This window comes from Micromonospora zamorensis, from assembly GCF_900090275.1.
GTDB classification, from domain to species: Bacteria; Actinomycetota; Actinomycetes; order Mycobacteriales; family Micromonosporaceae; genus Micromonospora; species Micromonospora zamorensis.
This window is the reverse complement of record NZ_LT607755.1, coordinates 3,210,177-3,224,344: the sequence shown is the minus strand read 5'-3', so window position 1 is coordinate 3,224,344 and position 14,168 is coordinate 3,210,177. Positions and strand designations below refer to the sequence as shown.

Annotated in this window: 16 protein-coding genes; 6 read left to right on the top strand and 10 right to left on the bottom strand. The window is 71.8% G+C overall.

Features of this window, described 5'->3' with window-relative positions; genetic code table 11:
- Positions 1-61 precede the first annotated feature (61 nt).
- Complete coding sequence (locus GA0070619_RS14150; RefSeq protein ID WP_088948496.1) at positions 62-559, top strand: YcxB family protein; 498 nt, start codon at positions 62-64, stop codon at positions 557-559.
- A 49-nt stretch (positions 560-608) separates the two neighbouring features.
- Here GA0070619_RS14150 and GA0070619_RS14145 read toward each other — a convergent pair whose 3' ends face one another.
- On the bottom strand, positions 609-2,168 hold the full coding sequence (locus GA0070619_RS14145; RefSeq protein ID WP_088948495.1) for an NAD(P)/FAD-dependent oxidoreductase: 1,560 nt from the start codon (positions 2,166-2,168) through the stop codon (positions 609-611).
- Positions 2,169-2,348: 180 nt separating this feature from the next.
- Here GA0070619_RS14145 and GA0070619_RS14140 point away from each other — a divergent pair, with 180 nt between their 5' ends.
- The 4 genes from GA0070619_RS14140 to GA0070619_RS14125 all read left to right on the top strand — a co-directional run bounded on the left by GA0070619_RS14140 (position 2,349) and on the right by GA0070619_RS14125 (position 5,155).
- On the top strand, positions 2,349-3,575 hold the full coding sequence (locus tag GA0070619_RS14140; RefSeq protein ID WP_231927413.1) for a hypothetical protein: 1,227 nt from the start codon (positions 2,349-2,351) through the stop codon (positions 3,573-3,575).
- 33 nt (positions 3,576-3,608) lie between these two features.
- On the top strand, positions 3,609-4,049 hold the full coding sequence (locus tag GA0070619_RS14135; RefSeq protein WP_088948494.1) for a hypothetical protein: 441 nt from the start codon (positions 3,609-3,611) through the stop codon (positions 4,047-4,049).
- Between the two features lie 80 nt (positions 4,050-4,129).
- The gene (locus tag GA0070619_RS14130) at positions 4,130-4,702 is read left to right on the top strand and encodes a GNAT family N-acetyltransferase (RefSeq protein WP_088948493.1); all 573 of its coding nucleotides are present in this window, start codon (positions 4,130-4,132) and stop codon (positions 4,700-4,702) included.
- Between the two features lie 39 nt (positions 4,703-4,741).
- Positions 4,742-5,155 carry a type II toxin-antitoxin system Phd/YefM family antitoxin gene (locus GA0070619_RS14125; protein WP_088948492.1) on the top strand — a complete coding sequence of 138 codons (414 nt, stop codon included), beginning with the start codon at positions 4,742-4,744 and terminating at the stop codon, positions 5,153-5,155.
- Positions 5,156-5,223: 68 nt separating this feature from the next.
- Here the strand turns inward: GA0070619_RS14125 and GA0070619_RS14120 are convergent, their stop codons facing one another.
- From GA0070619_RS14120 to GA0070619_RS14090, 7 genes are all read right to left on the bottom strand, one after another.
- Positions 5,224-5,898, bottom strand: coding sequence for a nucleoside/nucleotide kinase family protein (locus GA0070619_RS14120; protein WP_088948491.1), 675 nt, complete (start codon positions 5,896-5,898; stop codon positions 5,224-5,226).
- Positions 5,899-5,974: 76 nt separating this feature from the next.
- Positions 5,975-6,553 carry a dihydrofolate reductase family protein gene (locus tag GA0070619_RS14115; protein WP_088948490.1) on the bottom strand — a complete coding sequence of 193 codons (579 nt, stop codon included), beginning with the start codon at positions 6,551-6,553 and terminating at the stop codon, positions 5,975-5,977.
- Positions 6,554-6,706: 153 nt separating this feature from the next.
- The gene (locus GA0070619_RS14110) at positions 6,707-7,774 is read right to left on the bottom strand and encodes an ABC transporter ATP-binding protein (protein ID WP_088948489.1); all 1,068 of its coding nucleotides are present in this window, start codon (positions 7,772-7,774) and stop codon (positions 6,707-6,709) included.
- A complete protein-coding gene (locus GA0070619_RS14105) occupies positions 7,771-8,586 on the bottom strand; it encodes an ABC transporter permease (RefSeq protein ID WP_088948488.1) in 816 nt (271 codons plus the stop codon). Before GA0070619_RS14105 ends, GA0070619_RS14110 begins: the two co-directional genes overlap by 4 nt.
- A complete protein-coding gene (gene modA, locus GA0070619_RS14100) occupies positions 8,583-9,368 on the bottom strand; it encodes a molybdate ABC transporter substrate-binding protein (RefSeq protein WP_197699645.1) in 786 nt (261 codons plus the stop codon). Before modA ends, GA0070619_RS14105 begins: the two co-directional genes overlap by 4 nt.
- Positions 9,365-9,787 (bottom strand): TOBE domain-containing protein, encoded by a 423-nt coding sequence (locus tag GA0070619_RS14095; RefSeq protein WP_088948486.1) that lies wholly within the window; start codon positions 9,785-9,787, stop codon positions 9,365-9,367. The genes modA and GA0070619_RS14095 overlap by 4 nt, the downstream gene beginning before the upstream one ends.
- Before the next feature lie 134 nt (positions 9,788-9,921).
- Positions 9,922-10,365 carry a winged helix-turn-helix transcriptional regulator gene (locus tag GA0070619_RS14090; RefSeq protein WP_088948485.1) on the bottom strand — a complete coding sequence of 148 codons (444 nt, stop codon included), beginning with the start codon at positions 10,363-10,365 and terminating at the stop codon, positions 9,922-9,924.
- Positions 10,366-10,504: 139 nt separating this feature from the next.
- Between GA0070619_RS14090 and GA0070619_RS14085 the strand changes: the two genes are divergently transcribed.
- Positions 10,505-11,371, top strand: coding sequence for an aldo/keto reductase family oxidoreductase (locus tag GA0070619_RS14085; protein ID WP_088948484.1), 867 nt, complete (start codon positions 10,505-10,507; stop codon positions 11,369-11,371).
- A 15-nt stretch (positions 11,372-11,386) separates the two neighbouring features.
- On the opposite strand, the gene smpB is transcribed toward GA0070619_RS14085, so the two are convergent.
- Together smpB and GA0070619_RS14075 are read right to left on the bottom strand one after the other, a co-directional pair.
- Positions 11,387-11,878 (bottom strand): SsrA-binding protein SmpB, encoded by a 492-nt coding sequence (gene smpB / locus GA0070619_RS14080; RefSeq protein ID WP_088948483.1) that lies wholly within the window; start codon positions 11,876-11,878, stop codon positions 11,387-11,389.
- Positions 11,879-11,903: 25 nt separating this feature from the next.
- Positions 11,904-14,159 (bottom strand): hypothetical protein, encoded by a 2,256-nt coding sequence (locus GA0070619_RS14075; protein WP_088948482.1) that lies wholly within the window; start codon positions 14,157-14,159, stop codon positions 11,904-11,906.
- Positions 14,160-14,168 lie beyond the last annotated feature (9 nt).

Sequence of the window (14,168 nt, the reverse complement as noted above, 5' to 3'; positions counted from 1 at the left end):
CCAGCACCGGCGTTCGGTGTCCGCCAGACCCGGACGTGGTTCGGGGCACTATCGTTCTGACGTGCACATCCGATTCGACGTCCCCGCCGATCCCGCCTACCCGGGCCGGGTGGCCGCTGCGCTCGCCAGTGTTCGGCTGCGCAGGTTCAGCTACATCGGTGCGACGCTGGCGGCGGTCGGAGCGATCGGTCTGGCACTGTCGCGGGGGTTCTCGTGGGGCGAGCAGATCTCGCCGCTGTGGGTGACGCTGATCGTGGGTGGCGTGCTGTCGATGCTCTACTGGCCCTGGGTGCGGTTGCGCGCCCGACGCCGTTCCAGTGGCTATGCCGTCGAGGGCGCCTACGACATCACCGATGCCAACATCATGATGCGTAGCGGCTCGGAGTCCGGCGGCATCGCCTGGGACGGGGTCGCCCAGGTCAGGGACACTCCGGACTTCTGGATCGTGTACGTCGGCCGGATGCCGGCCACCGTGATCCCACGCTGGTTGATGTCGGCCGAGGATGCCGAGACATTGCGAGCCCACATGGCCGAGCGAGGCCTGCTTCAACATCGCTGAACTGCCGTCGGGATCGCCGATGTGTGGCGCGGCGCAGGGTCCGGTGGCGTCAGCCCAGCGGCACCTGCCTGGGTCGATCGCCACTCCCCGCGGCGCCGACACCCTCGGGCGCATTGATCGGAGCCGCGATGATCCGGCTGGGCACCACCGGCGCGTCCCGGCCCGTGCCCCGTCGACCGTCGCCGCCGGAGGACTCCTCGTGGTAGTCCTGCTCGACGTTGACCGACCAGACGTCATGGGTACTGCCGGTGGCGATGTTCTCGGCCGTGAGCATCGCGGTCAGCATCGAGTGGTCCTGGTTGTTGTAGCGGTGCATGCCGTTGCGGCCCACCGGGTGCACGTTCAGCACCGCCTCGGCCAGCCAGGCACGGATGACGTCCACGTTGTGCTGGTAGCGCTCGTCGTACACCGGGTAGGCCTTCGGCATGCGCACGACGTAGCCGGCCTCCACCACACCGGGTCGGACCAACCCCAACCGCTCCAGCTCCGCGGTCGCCAACGCCACGAGGTCGGCATCCGGGGTACGCCACATCTCGTCGTCCTCGAACACGAAGTACTCCAGCCCGAGGCAGGTGCGCCCGTCCTTGACGAGGTACGGCGACCAGGAGCCGAAGTTCTGGATCCGGCCCACCCGCACTCCCGGGTCGTGCACGTAGATCCAGTTGTCGGGGAACGAGAACTCCGCCGGCACCACCAGCGCGACCGTCAGGAAGTCGCGGTAACGCAGGTCGGCGGCGCAGGCCAGCACCTCCGGCGGTGCCGGCGGACGCATCGCGGACACCAGCTCCGAGATCGGCATCGACGAGATCACGTCGTCGGCCGGTTGGGTACGCTGCCCGCCCGCGCCGTCGACCGTCACGCTGATCGCCCGCCGTCGCTTCGGGTCGCGGTGCACGGCGGTCACCCAGGTGCCGGTCGACAGCTGTCCGCCACGCTTGCGGACCTCCTCGGCGCAGCGTTCCCACATCATCCCCGGCCCGTACTTCGGGTACTGGAACTCCTCGATCAGGCTGGTCACGTCCGTGCGCCGGCGGCTGGGCAGCAGCGCGTTGCGGATCGCCGTGGCCAGCGACAGATTCTTGATCCGCTGCGCGGCCCAGTCGGCCTGCAACCGGTCGGCCGGCATTCCCCACACCTTCTCGGTGTACGTCTTGAAGAAGATCGAGTACAGCCGCCAGCCGAACCGGGCCGACACCCAGCCCTCGAAGTGCGACTGATCTTTCGGCGGGCGCAGGCGGGCCCGGGCGTACGAACCGAGGCAGCGGGCCGCCTCGGGCAGCCCCAGGTTGCGCAGGGCGTTCATGGCGCTGAGCGGGTAGTTGAACAGCGCGCCCCGGTAGAAGATCCGGCTCATCCGGGGTCGGGTCAGGAAGTCCTCGTCGGGCAGGATCTCGTGCCAGAACGACTCCACCCGGGGCACCTTCGTGAAGAACCGGTGCCCGCCGATGTCGAACCGCCACCCGTCGCGCTCCACGGTCCGGCTGATCCCGCCGACCACCTCGTCCGCCTCGAACACCTGCACCGGCAGGCCGTGTCTCAGCAGCTCGTACGCCGCAGTGAGCCCTGCCGGCCCCGCACCGATGATCACCGTGCCGTGCTGCTCGCTCATGCTGCCGCGCTCCCTGCCCACCGTCATGGTTGAGGCGCGGCGCGTACCCGTTCTGCGCGTAATGTCACCCTTGATGGTGGTTCATTTTCGCTCCGGTGCGGCGTGCGGCGGCGTACAACGAGAAGGGCGACACCCCGCGCGGCGGCGGGCGGGCCGACGGAGGTGGGGGAGCGGGGGCGGATGCACCGGTGGCGCAGCGGCGCGGCGGCGCTGGCCGCCCGCACGGCCACGGCCGGCCGCGGCGCGGCCCGCCTGGCTCGCCGGGTGCCGGAGCCCTGGGCGTACGTCATCGGTCTGTTCCTCGGCGCGAAGGTGCTGCTGACCCTGCTCGGGCTGCTGGCCCTGCACGCCTGGGACGGCATCCCCGGGGCACCACCGCCGGACGAGGCGCTGATGTGGGCGCAACAGCGGGAGATCTCCGGGCACCGGTGGATCTCCTTCTGGTTCGCCTGGGACGCTCTGCTCTACCTGCGGCTGAGCGAGCTGCCGCTGACCGGGCCGTGGCGGGACTTCGGGTTCCCGCTGCTGTACCCGTTCCTGGCCCGGCCGCTCGGCGCGGTGCTCGGCGGCGACAACGCGCTGGCCCTGCTGGTGATCAGCAACGTGGCGTTCCTGCTGGCGCTCTGGTATGGCTACCGGCTGGCCGAACTCCTGCTCGGCGACGCGGGCGCGGCCCGCCGGTTCACCCGGTACCTGGTGCTGCTGCCGACCGCGTTCCTGTTCCAGGCGGCACTGACCGAGTCGCTGTTCGTCTGTCTCGCGCTGGCCGCGTTCTACTACGCCGAGCGGCGCCGCTGGTTGCTGGTCGGCGTGCTCGGCTACTTCCTGGCGATGAGCCGCTCCGTCGGGCTGCTCGTGGCGCTGCCGCTGGCCCTGGTGCTGCTCCGCCAGCACGACTGGCGGCTCGGCCCGCGCGCCCTGCTCGGCTACCTGCGGATCGGCTGGCCGTTGCTGCTGCTGCCCGCCGGTTGGTTCACCTTCATGGCGTACTGCCGGTGGCGCGGCGGGGACTGGTTCGCCTACCAGCACGCCCAGGAGACCGGCTGGGGAATCAGGGTGCAGAACCCGGTGCCGGTGCTGCTGCACGGGCTGGCCGGGGAACCACGCGACGCCGCGCGGCTGTGGTTCGCGGTGGCCGTGTTGGCGGTGCTGGTCGCCGGGTTCCGCCGCCGGGAACTGCCCTACCTGGTGTACGGCGTACTCATGGTGCTGGTGCCCCTGTCGATGGGCCCGGCGGTGTACAAGAGTCTGCTGCGCTACCTGCTCGCCGCCTTCCCGGTGGCTCTGGTGCTGGCGCGCTGGGCCCGCCGCGCGAGCGTCGACGTGTGGCTGACCGCGACGCTCGCCGTCGTGCAGGGCGCCCTGTTCGTGCTCTGGCTCAGCTACTGGACCCACATGATCATCTGATTGGGGTGGCCGTCTGCTGGGCAGGATGAGCGGATGACCGAGCCACGGGTGCGCCTCGACGACCTGGGCGCCTGGCTGATCAAGGGCAACGCCGACATGGTCGACCTCACCGCCCGGTTCGCCGCCGAGCCACTGGTGACGAGCTGGTGCGTACGCCCCGGCTATCGGGCGCGGCTCATGCGCGCCGGGCAGCCGGTGGTCTTCTGGGCCAGCGGCAGCCGTGCCCGACTGCCGTACGGGGTGTGGGGTGTCGGACGGGTCACCGGGGTGGCCGAGCCAGGCGCTGGGGGCCAGCCCTGGTCGGTGCCACTGGACCTGCCCATCCTCGCCGCCGGCGACCGGGTGCCCCGCATGGTGTTGCGCGCCGATGACCGACTCGCCGACCTGGAGGTGTTCCGTCAACCGCAGGCCGCCAACCCCTCCTACCTGACAGTGGCCCAGTTCGCCGCCCTGCGTACCCACCTGCCGGAGTGAGCGGCCCCGGCCCGCAGCCGGCCTGCGGCCCTGTGCGAGTCTGCTACCCGTCGTTGCCAGCGCACCTTCGGGGAGGCCCGGTGTTCGCCCTGCCGCTGACCGAGGAGGTCGAGCTGCGCCCGCTGGACCCTTGGCTTGCCGAGGAGTTCCTCGCCAATCTCGACCGGGCCCGGGAGCACATCCAGCCCTGGGTGTCGCCGACCTTCGTGGCCACCGATCTGGCGTCGGCCCGTGCGGTGTTGCAGCGGTACGCCGACCGGTGGGCCAGCGACAGCGGCGGCATCTGGGGGCTGTGGTGGCGCGGCACGCTGGTCGGCGGGGTCATGCTCGTGTCGTTCGACGTGACCCGGGGTGTCTGCGAGGTCGGCTGCTGGGTGGAGCCGGCAGCCGAGGGAAAGGGCATGGTGGCGCCGGCGGTCCGCCGGATCGTCGACTGGGCGGTGCGCGAGCGCGGCATCCAGCGGGTGGAGTGGCGGACCAACGCCGACAACACCCGCAGCAAGGCACTCGCCCGTCGACTCGGCCTGCGCCTGGACGGCACGCTGCGCCAGGTCATCCCCGGCTCGCAGGGACGAATCGACCTCGAAGTCTGGTCGGTGCTGGCCGACGAGTGGCTGGCCGGAGCGAGCGGATCGCCGACCACCGTCCACTGACGACGCAAATCTGTCGTACCCGGGCGACACCATGCATCCATGGCCGTCCCCGCGCTCACCCCTCATCCCGACCCGCCGCGTTCCGTGCCGCTGCGTGAGGCGCGCACCCGGTTCAGCCAGCTCGTCGCGCTGGCCGAGCTGACCGACGCGGTCACCGTCGTCACCCGCGACGGCGATCCCCGCCCGGTCGCCGCGATCGTCCCCGCCTCCGCCGCCCGCAGCGCCGCGCAGGCCCGCGCCGACGCCGACCGGCTTGCCACGGTCACCGCCGGCTGGGCCCGGCGCCTCGACGAGCAGCACCGACGCAGCAGCCAGCGGCACGCCGCCGAGCTGAGTGCGGTCCGCGTGGCGCTGGCCGAGGTGTGGGCCGAGCTGGATCGCCGGGTCGTCCCCGGCAGCGACCCGGCGCTGGCCCGGCTGCGCGCCGCACACCACGACCTGCTCACCGACTGACCGCCTCCGCGCCGCCCGGTTGACGGCGGGCAGTTCGGCGTCTCCAGGCATCCGGACCCGGAGCACGGTCAGTGTGCCCGGGTCTCCCAGAGCGGCCGTCGGGGCTCGTCGTTGTGCACGATGATGTCGGCGTGATCGGTCGGTCGGGCGGTGGCGAAATAGAGCTGCTGGGCGGGGATGTAACGCTCCCGCCAGCGCCGCTCGACGTCGACCTGTGACGACACCCGACGCTCCCGGATCACGGCACGTTCCACTGTCGATTCGAGCGCGGTCGACACGAAGACGCGCAGGTCCCACCGGTCGATCAGTTCCGGGCGCATGAGGAAGACGCCGTCGAAGAGCAGCACGGCGTCGGCTGCGGCAGTCGTGACCGGCGGGGCCAGCACAGCGTCTGTGGTGTGGTCGTAGACCGCGGGTTGGAAGCGTCGATCTCCGCTCGGCCCGAGCGGATCCAGCAGAACCCGGTTCAGCGCGCCGTGGTCGTGCGTGTCGAAGTAGCAGCCTTCGGCCGAGAACTCGCCGCGCGGATAGCGCTGTGCCCGGGGAAAGAGAAAATCGTCGATCGTCGCCCGGATGACGTCGCGACCCTGTGCTCGCAGGACGACGGCCAGCTCGTCGGCGAGGGTGGTCTTGCCGGCCGCGGGCGGTCCGTCGACGGCCACCCGCGTCGGGTGTGCGACCGTCACGGACCCGACGGCCTCGGCCAGCCGGCCGAGCACCTCCTCACGCGTGCCCTGCTCCATCACGGCGCTCCTCCGTCGACCGCACCGCCCGGCAGCTGCGCGACCGGGCCAGCGGCGCGATCGCCCTCGACCTGGATCACCGCTTGACGTCGTAGACCAGCTTGAGGATCCCGTTCGGGTAGCTCTCCGATTCCCGCAGCGTCAGCATGTGCTTGTCCCGGTCGGCCCGGCCGAACAGGCTCTTGCCGGCACCGAGCAGCACGGGGAAGACGAGCAGGTTGTACTGGTCGATCAGGCCCGCGTCGGACAGCCGCCGAGCCAGCTCCGCGCTCCCGTGGATGAAGATCGCGCCGCCTTCGCCCTCCTTGAGCGCGGCGACGTCCTCCGTCGAGCGCAGGATCGTGGTCGGCCCCCAACCGTCGACGATGGCGTCGTCGGACAGCGAGGTCGACACCACGTACTTGGGCAGCTCCTTGTAGTCGGCGTGGTCCTCGGAGCCGGGCCAGACCGCCGCGAACGCCTCGTAGCTGCGACGGCCGAACATCAACGCCGTCGTGTCCGCGAGCTCCTCGCCCTTCAGCGACCAGGCTTCCGGGACGAACTCGAGGTCCTTGAACACCCACCCACCGCTGCGGTGCTCCTCTGACGGCCCGCCGCCGGGCGAGTCCACGACGCCGTCCAGCGACATGAAACCGGTGTAGACCAGGTTGCGCATTGTGCTGTCTCCTCATGCTCGGGTGAGCTGCCGGGTCCAGGCTAGATGGCGACCGCGGTGGCCGTCCTGGACGAAACGACAGCGGGCCCACCAGCGTCGCGGCTGGCTCGTCGTCCGTGTCCTCATGAGCCGGGCGGGCTGGTGGCCCGGCAGTCAGCCGGTGGCCGGGTAGGCGTGCGTCTCGGCCGCCTTGACCGCCACCCAGACCCGCTGGCCGGGAATCAGTCGCAGCTGGGCGGCGGCGGCCGGCGTGACGTCGGCGGCCACCCCGATCGGCCCGTCCAGCTGCACCCGGAGGTTGTCGCCGTGTCGCTGGACGCCGGCCACCGTCCCCGCCCAGGTGTTGCGCGGGCTGCCCTCCGGTCGGGACGGGTGCAGGGCCACCGCCGCCGGACGGAACGCCACGAAGGCCTCGCCGTCCAACCGGTCGGCGACGGTGAGGTTCAGGTCCGGCGCGACGCGTACCCCGTGCCCTTCGGCCCTGCCCCGGTACAGGTTGAGCCCGACCAGCCGGGCGACGTAGTCGGTGCGCGGGCGGGCGGTGACGCTCGGCCCGTCACCCTCCTGCACCACGCGACCACCCTCGACGATGACCAGTCGGTCGGCCAGCGCGAGGGCGTCCAGCGGGTCGTGGGTGACCAGCACCGTCGCGCCCGGGTGCGCGGACAGATGGCGGTGCAGCTCCGCGCGGGTGTCCAGTCGGGTGCGGGCGTCCAGCGCGGCGAGCGGCTCGTCCAGCAGCAGCAGCGATGGCGCGACGGCCAACGCGCGAGCCAACGCCACCCGCTGCGCCTGACCACCGGAGAGCTGTCGGGGGCGGCGGTGCGCCTGGGCGTCCAGCCCCACCCGGTCGAGCCAGTGCCGGGCCGTGGCCCGGGCGGTCTTCCGGTCGACGCCGTGCCGGCGAGGCCCGAAGGCCACGTTGTCCAGTGCGCTGAGATGGGGAAACAGCAGGTAGTCCTGGAAGACCACACCGATCGGCCGGCGCTCGGTGGGCACCCAGCCGCGCGTCGCCGGGCGGTCCAGGTCGATGGCGTCGAGGGTGACGTGACCGGCGGTGAGCGGATGCAGCCCCGCCAGCGCGCGCAGCGCGGTGGTCTTGCCGGCGCCGTTCGGGCCGAGCAACGCGACCACCTCGCCGGGCGCGACCCGCAGCGGCACGTCGAGTCGGAAGGCGCCCCGGTCGACGACGAGCCGGGCGTCCAGCAGTGCACCGCTCATGCGCTGCTCATCCACCGGTCGCGCAACGCCACCAGGATGCCCACCGACACGACGAGCAGCACCAGACTGAGCACGATCGCGGACTCCAGGTCGGTCTCCAACGCCAGGTAGACGGCCAGCGGCATGGTCTGCGTACGCCCGGGATAGTTGCCCGCGAAGGTGATGGTGGCGCCGAACTCGCCGAGGGCCCGGGCCCAGCAGAGCACCGCGCCGGCCGCCAACCCGGGCGCCACCAGGGGCAGCGTGACATGGGTGAAGGTGGCCCATCGGCTCGCGCCCAGCGTCGCGGCGGCCTCCTCGAAGCGGTGGTCGGCGGCGCGCAGCGCACCCTCCACGGCGATGACCAGGAACGGCATGGCCACGAACGACTCGGCCAACACGACACCCGTGGTGGTGAACGGCAGGGTGACGCCGAACGTGGCGTCGAGCCAGCCGCCGAGCAGCCCACGCCGACCGAAGACCAGCAACAGCGCCACCCCGCCGACCACCGGCGGCAGCACCAGCGGCACGGTGACCAGCGCGCGGACCAGTCGACGGCCGGGGAACTCGACCCGGGCCAGCACCCAGGCGAGGGGCACCCCGAGCAGCAGGCAGAGCACGGTGGCCAGGGTCGCGGTCTGCACCGACAGCCGCAGAGCGGTCAGCGCGCCCGGCTCGGTGAGCCGCTGCGGCAGCGTGGTCCACGGCGCCCGGATCACCAGCCCGGCCAACGGCAGGACGAGGAAGAGCAGCCCCAACCCGGCGGGGATCAGCAGCGCGATCGGCACCCGCCCCCGCCGTCGGGGCGCGGCGTGCTCAAGGAGCTGGCTCATGGCGCCTGGAAACCGGCCTCGGCGAGGACCGCCTGCGCCGGCGCCGAGCGGACGTACGCGACGAAGGCCTTCGCGCCGGCCGGATTCGGCGCGTCCTTCAGCGCGACGATCGGGTAGTCGTTGACCGCCCGCGCCGACTCGGGAAACTCCACCCCGGTCACGTCGGCGCTCGCCGCTCGCGCGTCGGTGCGGTAGACCAGGGCCGCGTCGACCTCACCGAGCTTCACCTTGGCGAGCGCACCCTTGACGTCCTGCTCCAGGGTGACCGGCGTCAGCGCGACGCCGGCCGTGTCCAGGGCGGTGCGGGCCGCCGCACCGCAGGGCACCTGGTTGGCGCAGAGCGCCACCTTCACGCCGGGCCTGCTCAGGTCGGCCAGCCCGGTCACGCCTCCCGGGTTGCCCCGGGGCACCGCGATGACCAACTGGTTGCGGGCGAAGGTGGTCGGTGTGCCGTCGGCGTTGCCCGCCTCGGTGACCGTGGCCATGTTCGCCGGGGCGGCGGAGGCGAACACGTCCGCCGGCGCACCCTGGTTGATCTGGTTGGCCAGGGCTGAGCTGCCCGCGACGTTGAGGGTCACGGTGCTGCCGGGATTGGCGGCCTCGAAGTCCTTGCCGATCCGGCGGAACGACTCGGTCAGCGAGGCGGCCGCGAACACCGTCACCGCGCCGGTGCCCCGGCCGTCCGCGGCGCCGCCGGAGGCCCGGTCGTCGCCCGCGCCGCAGCCGGCGACGGTCAACGCCATGACCACGGCCATCGCCGTACGCGTCGCCCGCGCGCTCATCCGCCCGACCTTCCCCTGCTCGGGGCGGGTGCGGCCCGCTCCACCACGACCGTGGTCGACTTGATCACCGCGACGGCCATCGAGCCGACCCGCAGATCGAGCTCGTCGACCGCTTCCCGGCTCATCAGCGACACGACGCGGAACGGGCCGGCCTGGATGTCGACCTGGGCCATCACCGTGTCCTTGCGGACGTCGACGACGATGCCGCGCAGCCGGTTGCGGGCTGAGGAGAACTCGGCGCCCGCGTCCGGGTCGGCGGCCTGGGCGCGGGCGAACGCGGCCAGATCGACCCCGTCGATCACCCGGTGGCCGTGCTCGTCGCGCCCGGCCGTCAGCCGCCCGGCATCGACCCAGCGGCGAATGGTGTCGCTGCTGACGCCGAGCAGGTCGGCCGCCTCACCGATCCGGAACATCGTCACCGGCTCACCCTAGCTGCCGCATCTGCGAGCACGAAAGGCCGGACGGTGCTGTGTCTGCGTACTCCCGTGGGCTTGTCCGGCCGTAGGTGCGCGACCGGGTGTTGCGCGGTTCCGTCGTGCGGAGGCGGAGCGGCTCAGGCGACCTGGTTGTCGTACGTCGCGCGGTTGGCGAGCACGTCGTCCATGTGCGTTTCGGCCCAGCCCTTGAGGCCGCGTATCACCTCGTGCAGGGAGACACCCAGGTCGGTCAGCTCGTAGGTGACGGTGACGGGCACGGTCGGCACCACGGTGCGGGTGATCAGACCGTCTCGTTCCAGGGAGCGCAGCGTCTGGGTCAGCATCTTCTGACTGACCCCGGCCAGGAGGCGCGACAGCTCCGAGTACCGCATCGGCCGCGGCTCGCCGGCGCAGTCGGCGCCGAACTGGTGCGAACCGTCGCTGCGGAGCGCGGCCAGAACCAACGTGACCCACTTGTCCGCGATGCGGTCGAGCAGCTTGCGGCTCGGACACTGCGCCAGGAAGGCGTCGTATTCCGCCTTGGCCTGATCCCTCTTCCGCGCCGCCGTCGTCGTTGTCATCGGACCGCTCCTCCCGCCGCTGGGGGCGTTACGCACCCTCAGGTGCCTACTTCCCATCGTGAAGTTACACCCCGATAGTGGAGCAGGTAGACGATGCACCAGCACCGCTCAGTGCGACACGAAAGCCAGAGGTACGAACATGGTCTCCACCTCCCTTCCCGGCGGCACCTGGACGCTGGGAGACCTGCCGGTCACCCGGTTCGGCTACGGCGCCATGCAGCTGGCCGGCCCCTGGGTCATGGGACCGCCGGCCGACCGCGGTGGCGCACTCGCCGTCCTTCGCGCGGCCGTCGAGTTGGGCATCACCCACATCGACACCTCCGAGGCCTACGGGCCGCATGTCACCAACCAGCTGATCCGGGAAGCGCTGCACCCGTACCCCGATTCGCTGCACATCGTGACCAAGGTCGGCGCGAACCGCGACCAGCAGGGCGGCTGGCCACCGGCCCGTGACCCGGCCAGCCTGCGCCGGTCCGTGCACGAGAACCTCGAGACCCTCGGCCTCGACGTGCTCGACCTTGTCAACCTCCGGCTCGGCGATGCCGCAGGCCCGCAGCCCGGTTCGGTCGCCGAGGCGTTCGAGACACTCGCCGGCCTTCAGCAGCAGGGCCTGATCCGGCACCTCGGAGTGAGCAACGCGACGCCGGAACAGGTCGCCGAGGCGCAGGCCATCGCGCCGATCGTGTGCGTGCAGAACATGTACAACCTCGCGCACCGCCAGGACGACGAGCTGATCGACGCGCTCGCCGAGCAGGGCGTCGCCTATGTGCCGTTCTTTCCGCTCGGCGGCTTCAGCCCCCTGCAGTCCTCGGTGCTCTCGACCGTGGCCGCTCGGCTGGAGGCGGCACCGATGTCGGTCGCCCTGGCCTGGCTGCTGCGGCGTTCGTCGAACATCCTGCTGATCCCGGGCACCTCGTCCACGACGCACCTGCGCGAGAACATCGCGGGCGCCGCACTGCCCCTCTCCGACGACGACCTCGCCGAGTTGGACAAGATCGGCCGCTAGCGAGAAGGGTGGGGGTCAGGGTCGGCGGGGGTGGCCCTTGAGGTGCCGGCCCAGCTCGCGGGCGATCTCGCGGTTGGCGTCGCGCTCGGCCAGCGTCTGCCGCTTGTCGTAGGAGCGCTTGCCCTTGGCCAGGGCCAGCTCGACCTTGGCATAGCCGTTCTCGAAGTACATCGACAGCGGGACCATGGTCACCCCACCCTCGCGGACCTTGTCCAGGATCCGGTCGATCTCGGCCCGGTGCAGCAGCAGCTTGCGATTGCGGCGAGGAGCGTGGTTGGTCCAGGTGCCGTAGGTGTACTCGGCGATGTGCAGGCCGTACAGCACGATCTCACCGTCGCGTTCGTGCGCGAACGCGTCCACCAGCGAGGCCCGCCCCTCGCGCAGCGACTTCACCTCGGTCCCGACCAGCACGATCCCCGCCTCGTACGTCCGCAGCACTGTGTACTCGTGCCGGGCCTTCTTGTTCGAGGCGATCAACCGGCGTTCGGGCTGCTTGGAGGGGCTCACCCCGCGACGATATCCGGCCGCTGCCTCAGCCGGGCCGGCCGGCTCCGCCGGTCGCTTGCCGCCCCGGGAGCAGTCGCCCGGTCAGCTCCCGCACCGACTCGGCGAATTCATCCTGCGACTCACACGGCCAGTGCCCCAGGATCGGTGGGGGAACGCTGTCGCTGGGCGCCGGCACCACATCCTCCGGGTCGACCAACCGGCGATCCACCATCGCCGCCGGCCCGGTCAGCGTCTCCGCCTCCCCGGGCCGGTGGGAGGCGAAGATCCACCCGCCGATCGGGTCGGTGTCGCGCCACAGGTTGATCCAGCGCCAGCCGACCCGCTCGCCGATCTCCCGCAGCGCCGGCTCGTCGGCGTACGCCGGGAACAGCCGCGAGTACAACCGACCCAGTGGCGACCCGTAGGTCAGCAGGGCGACCCGGTCGGTGATCCGGGTGGGCAGTTGCAGCACCGTGGCGGCGAGCAGCACCGAGCCGTGGCTGTGCCCGGCCAGGAGCACGCCGTGACCCTGTTCCACCAGGTAGGAGATCCGCTTGGCCAACTCCGGCACGGCCCGCTCGGCATAGCAGGGCGGCGCGAACGGGTGTGCCGCCCGGGGCCAGAACGTGCCCAGGTCCCAGAGCACACCCACGTAGCGACGGAACCCGGCCGTGCGATAGGCGAAGAGGCCGCCGATCACCAGGCCGAGCAGGATCGCGGCGATCGCGTAGCTGCCCGACCCGATCAGGAAGTTGACCATGCTCTCGGGCACCCCGACGTAGCGCTGCGCCAACTCGCCCGGCATGAGCTGGAGCAGGCCGAGAACGCTGGTGGACAGGCCGAGCGCCGCCAGCCCGGCGTACACCACGGAGAGCGGTTCCAGCCGCTCGGTGAACCGGGCCCGGGCTATCGCCCGCTCGACCCGACGCAGCCGGTCCGCCGCCGACGCGGGCGCGTGCGGAAAGTCGGCGGCCACGATCGCCTGGGCGGCCCGCCGCCGCCCGCGCCGGGTCAGCCTGGTGACCAGAGCCGCCACCAGCAGGGCGGTCACCACCGCCATGAAAAACCCGAAGATCGCCCACTTGTACGGCAGGGGAGGGCTGGTCTCCAGGCCGTCCGCGGTCGTCCCCTCGCGATCAAGCAGGTCCGCCACCCGGTAGACCAGCTCGGCGGAGAACGCCACGGCGAGTCCGGCCGCGATCGTGACGAAGACCGGCGCACCCAACGAACGCAGCGGCGCCCCGTGCTGCCCGCCGCCCCGCCGCCAGATCACCAGCGCGGCGAGGGCGGTCACCAGCATCATCTGGCTGACGAACAGCCAGGCCACCATCGCGCCGTAACCCGGCAGCGCACGGTCCTGCGGCCACGGGGCCGGACTGATGACGACGTGCACGATCACCAGGACCGTCACACCGCAGGCGATCGTGCGCAGCCCGCGGAAGAAGGCGTCCACCCGGGGCGCCGGGTCGGTCCGGTCGATGCTCGGCACCACGGTGAGCAGGACCAGGCAGGTCAGCAGCACCGCCCCGGTGGCCGCCAGCAGGATCACCATCACCCACGAGCGGTGCTGGCTGACACGGGCGGCCAGCAGGCTGCCGTCGAGGGTGGCGAACGCCGCCGCGACGTGGACCGAGCGCAGCCGACCCACCAGTGGCTCGCCGTCCCACTGGCCGACCGCACTCAACTGGTGCTTCGAGGTCGGGGTCGACGGGGTCCGGAACGCGTCGAACGAGTGGCCCGGGCGGGCGCCGAGCCACCAGACCAACCCGATGGCGGCGACCGGCACCAACGCCAGCACACCCAGGCGCAGCCCGGTCGGGCGTCCGCCGAGCCAGGACAGCCAGCTCCGCCCGGCCAGGCACGACGGGGTGTCCATGCAGCGCCAGGCGACCAGGTCCAACGCCACCCCGACGATGGAGAGCACGTAGAGCATGGTGAGGGTGAGGGCGAGCACCCGGCACAGCGCCATGAAGCCGAGCTTCGAAGCGGTGTTCGCCGGGCGCATCCAGAGCGCCACGTTGCAGAGCATGAACGGCAACAGGAACACCAACGACAGCGTCCGCACGGCCGTGCCGGACGGCAGGTCGCTCCAGCGGTACGCCTCCAGCGTCACCCCGTCCGTTCCCGTCGAGTCCGGATAGCCGGGGCGCGGTCGGTAGAACCCTCCGCTGCGGTCCCCGGCGACCTGGTGCACGTACGGCCGGTCCAGCACCTGGTCCGCCCCCGCGCCGGAGACGCCGTGCACCCGCAGCTCCACTATCGCGCCCGACATCGTCGGTCCGGTCGGTGTCGCGTCCGCCATGGGCCCCCC

Excerpts from the sequence above, each read along its gene's own strand:
- GA0070619_RS14145 (WP_088948495.1), bottom strand. The coding sequence starts at position 2,168 with ATGAGCGAGCAGCACGGCACGGTGATCATCGGTGCGGGGCCGGCAGGG.
- GA0070619_RS14140 (WP_231927413.1), top strand. The coding sequence starts at position 2,349 with ATGCACCGGTGGCGCAGCGGCGCGGCGGCGCTGGCCGCCCGCACGGCC.
- GA0070619_RS14135 (WP_088948494.1), top strand. The coding sequence starts at position 3,609 with ATGACCGAGCCACGGGTGCGCCTCGACGACCTGGGCGCCTGGCTGATC.
- GA0070619_RS14125 (WP_088948492.1), top strand. The coding sequence starts at position 4,742 with ATGGCCGTCCCCGCGCTCACCCCTCATCCCGACCCGCCGCGTTCCGTG.
- GA0070619_RS14120 (WP_088948491.1), bottom strand. The coding sequence starts at position 5,898 with ATGGAGCAGGGCACGCGTGAGGAGGTGCTCGGCCGGCTGGCCGAGGCC.
- GA0070619_RS14115 (WP_088948490.1), bottom strand. The coding sequence starts at position 6,553 with ATGCGCAACCTGGTCTACACCGGTTTCATGTCGCTGGACGGCGTCGTG.
- GA0070619_RS14110 (WP_088948489.1), bottom strand. The coding sequence starts at position 7,774 with ATGAGCGGTGCACTGCTGGACGCCCGGCTCGTCGTCGACCGGGGCGCC.
- GA0070619_RS14105 (WP_088948488.1), bottom strand. The coding sequence starts at position 8,586 with ATGAGCCAGCTCCTTGAGCACGCCGCGCCCCGACGGCGGGGGCGGGTG.
- modA (WP_197699645.1), bottom strand. The coding sequence starts at position 9,368 with ATGAGCGCGCGGGCGACGCGTACGGCGATGGCCGTGGTCATGGCGTTG.
- GA0070619_RS14090 (WP_088948485.1), bottom strand. The coding sequence starts at position 10,365 with ATGACAACGACGACGGCGGCGCGGAAGAGGGATCAGGCCAAGGCGGAA.
- GA0070619_RS14085 (WP_088948484.1), top strand. The coding sequence starts at position 10,505 with ATGGTCTCCACCTCCCTTCCCGGCGGCACCTGGACGCTGGGAGACCTG.
- GA0070619_RS14075 (WP_088948482.1), bottom strand. The coding sequence starts at position 14,159 with ATGGCGGACGCGACACCGACCGGACCGACGATGTCGGGCGCGATAGTG.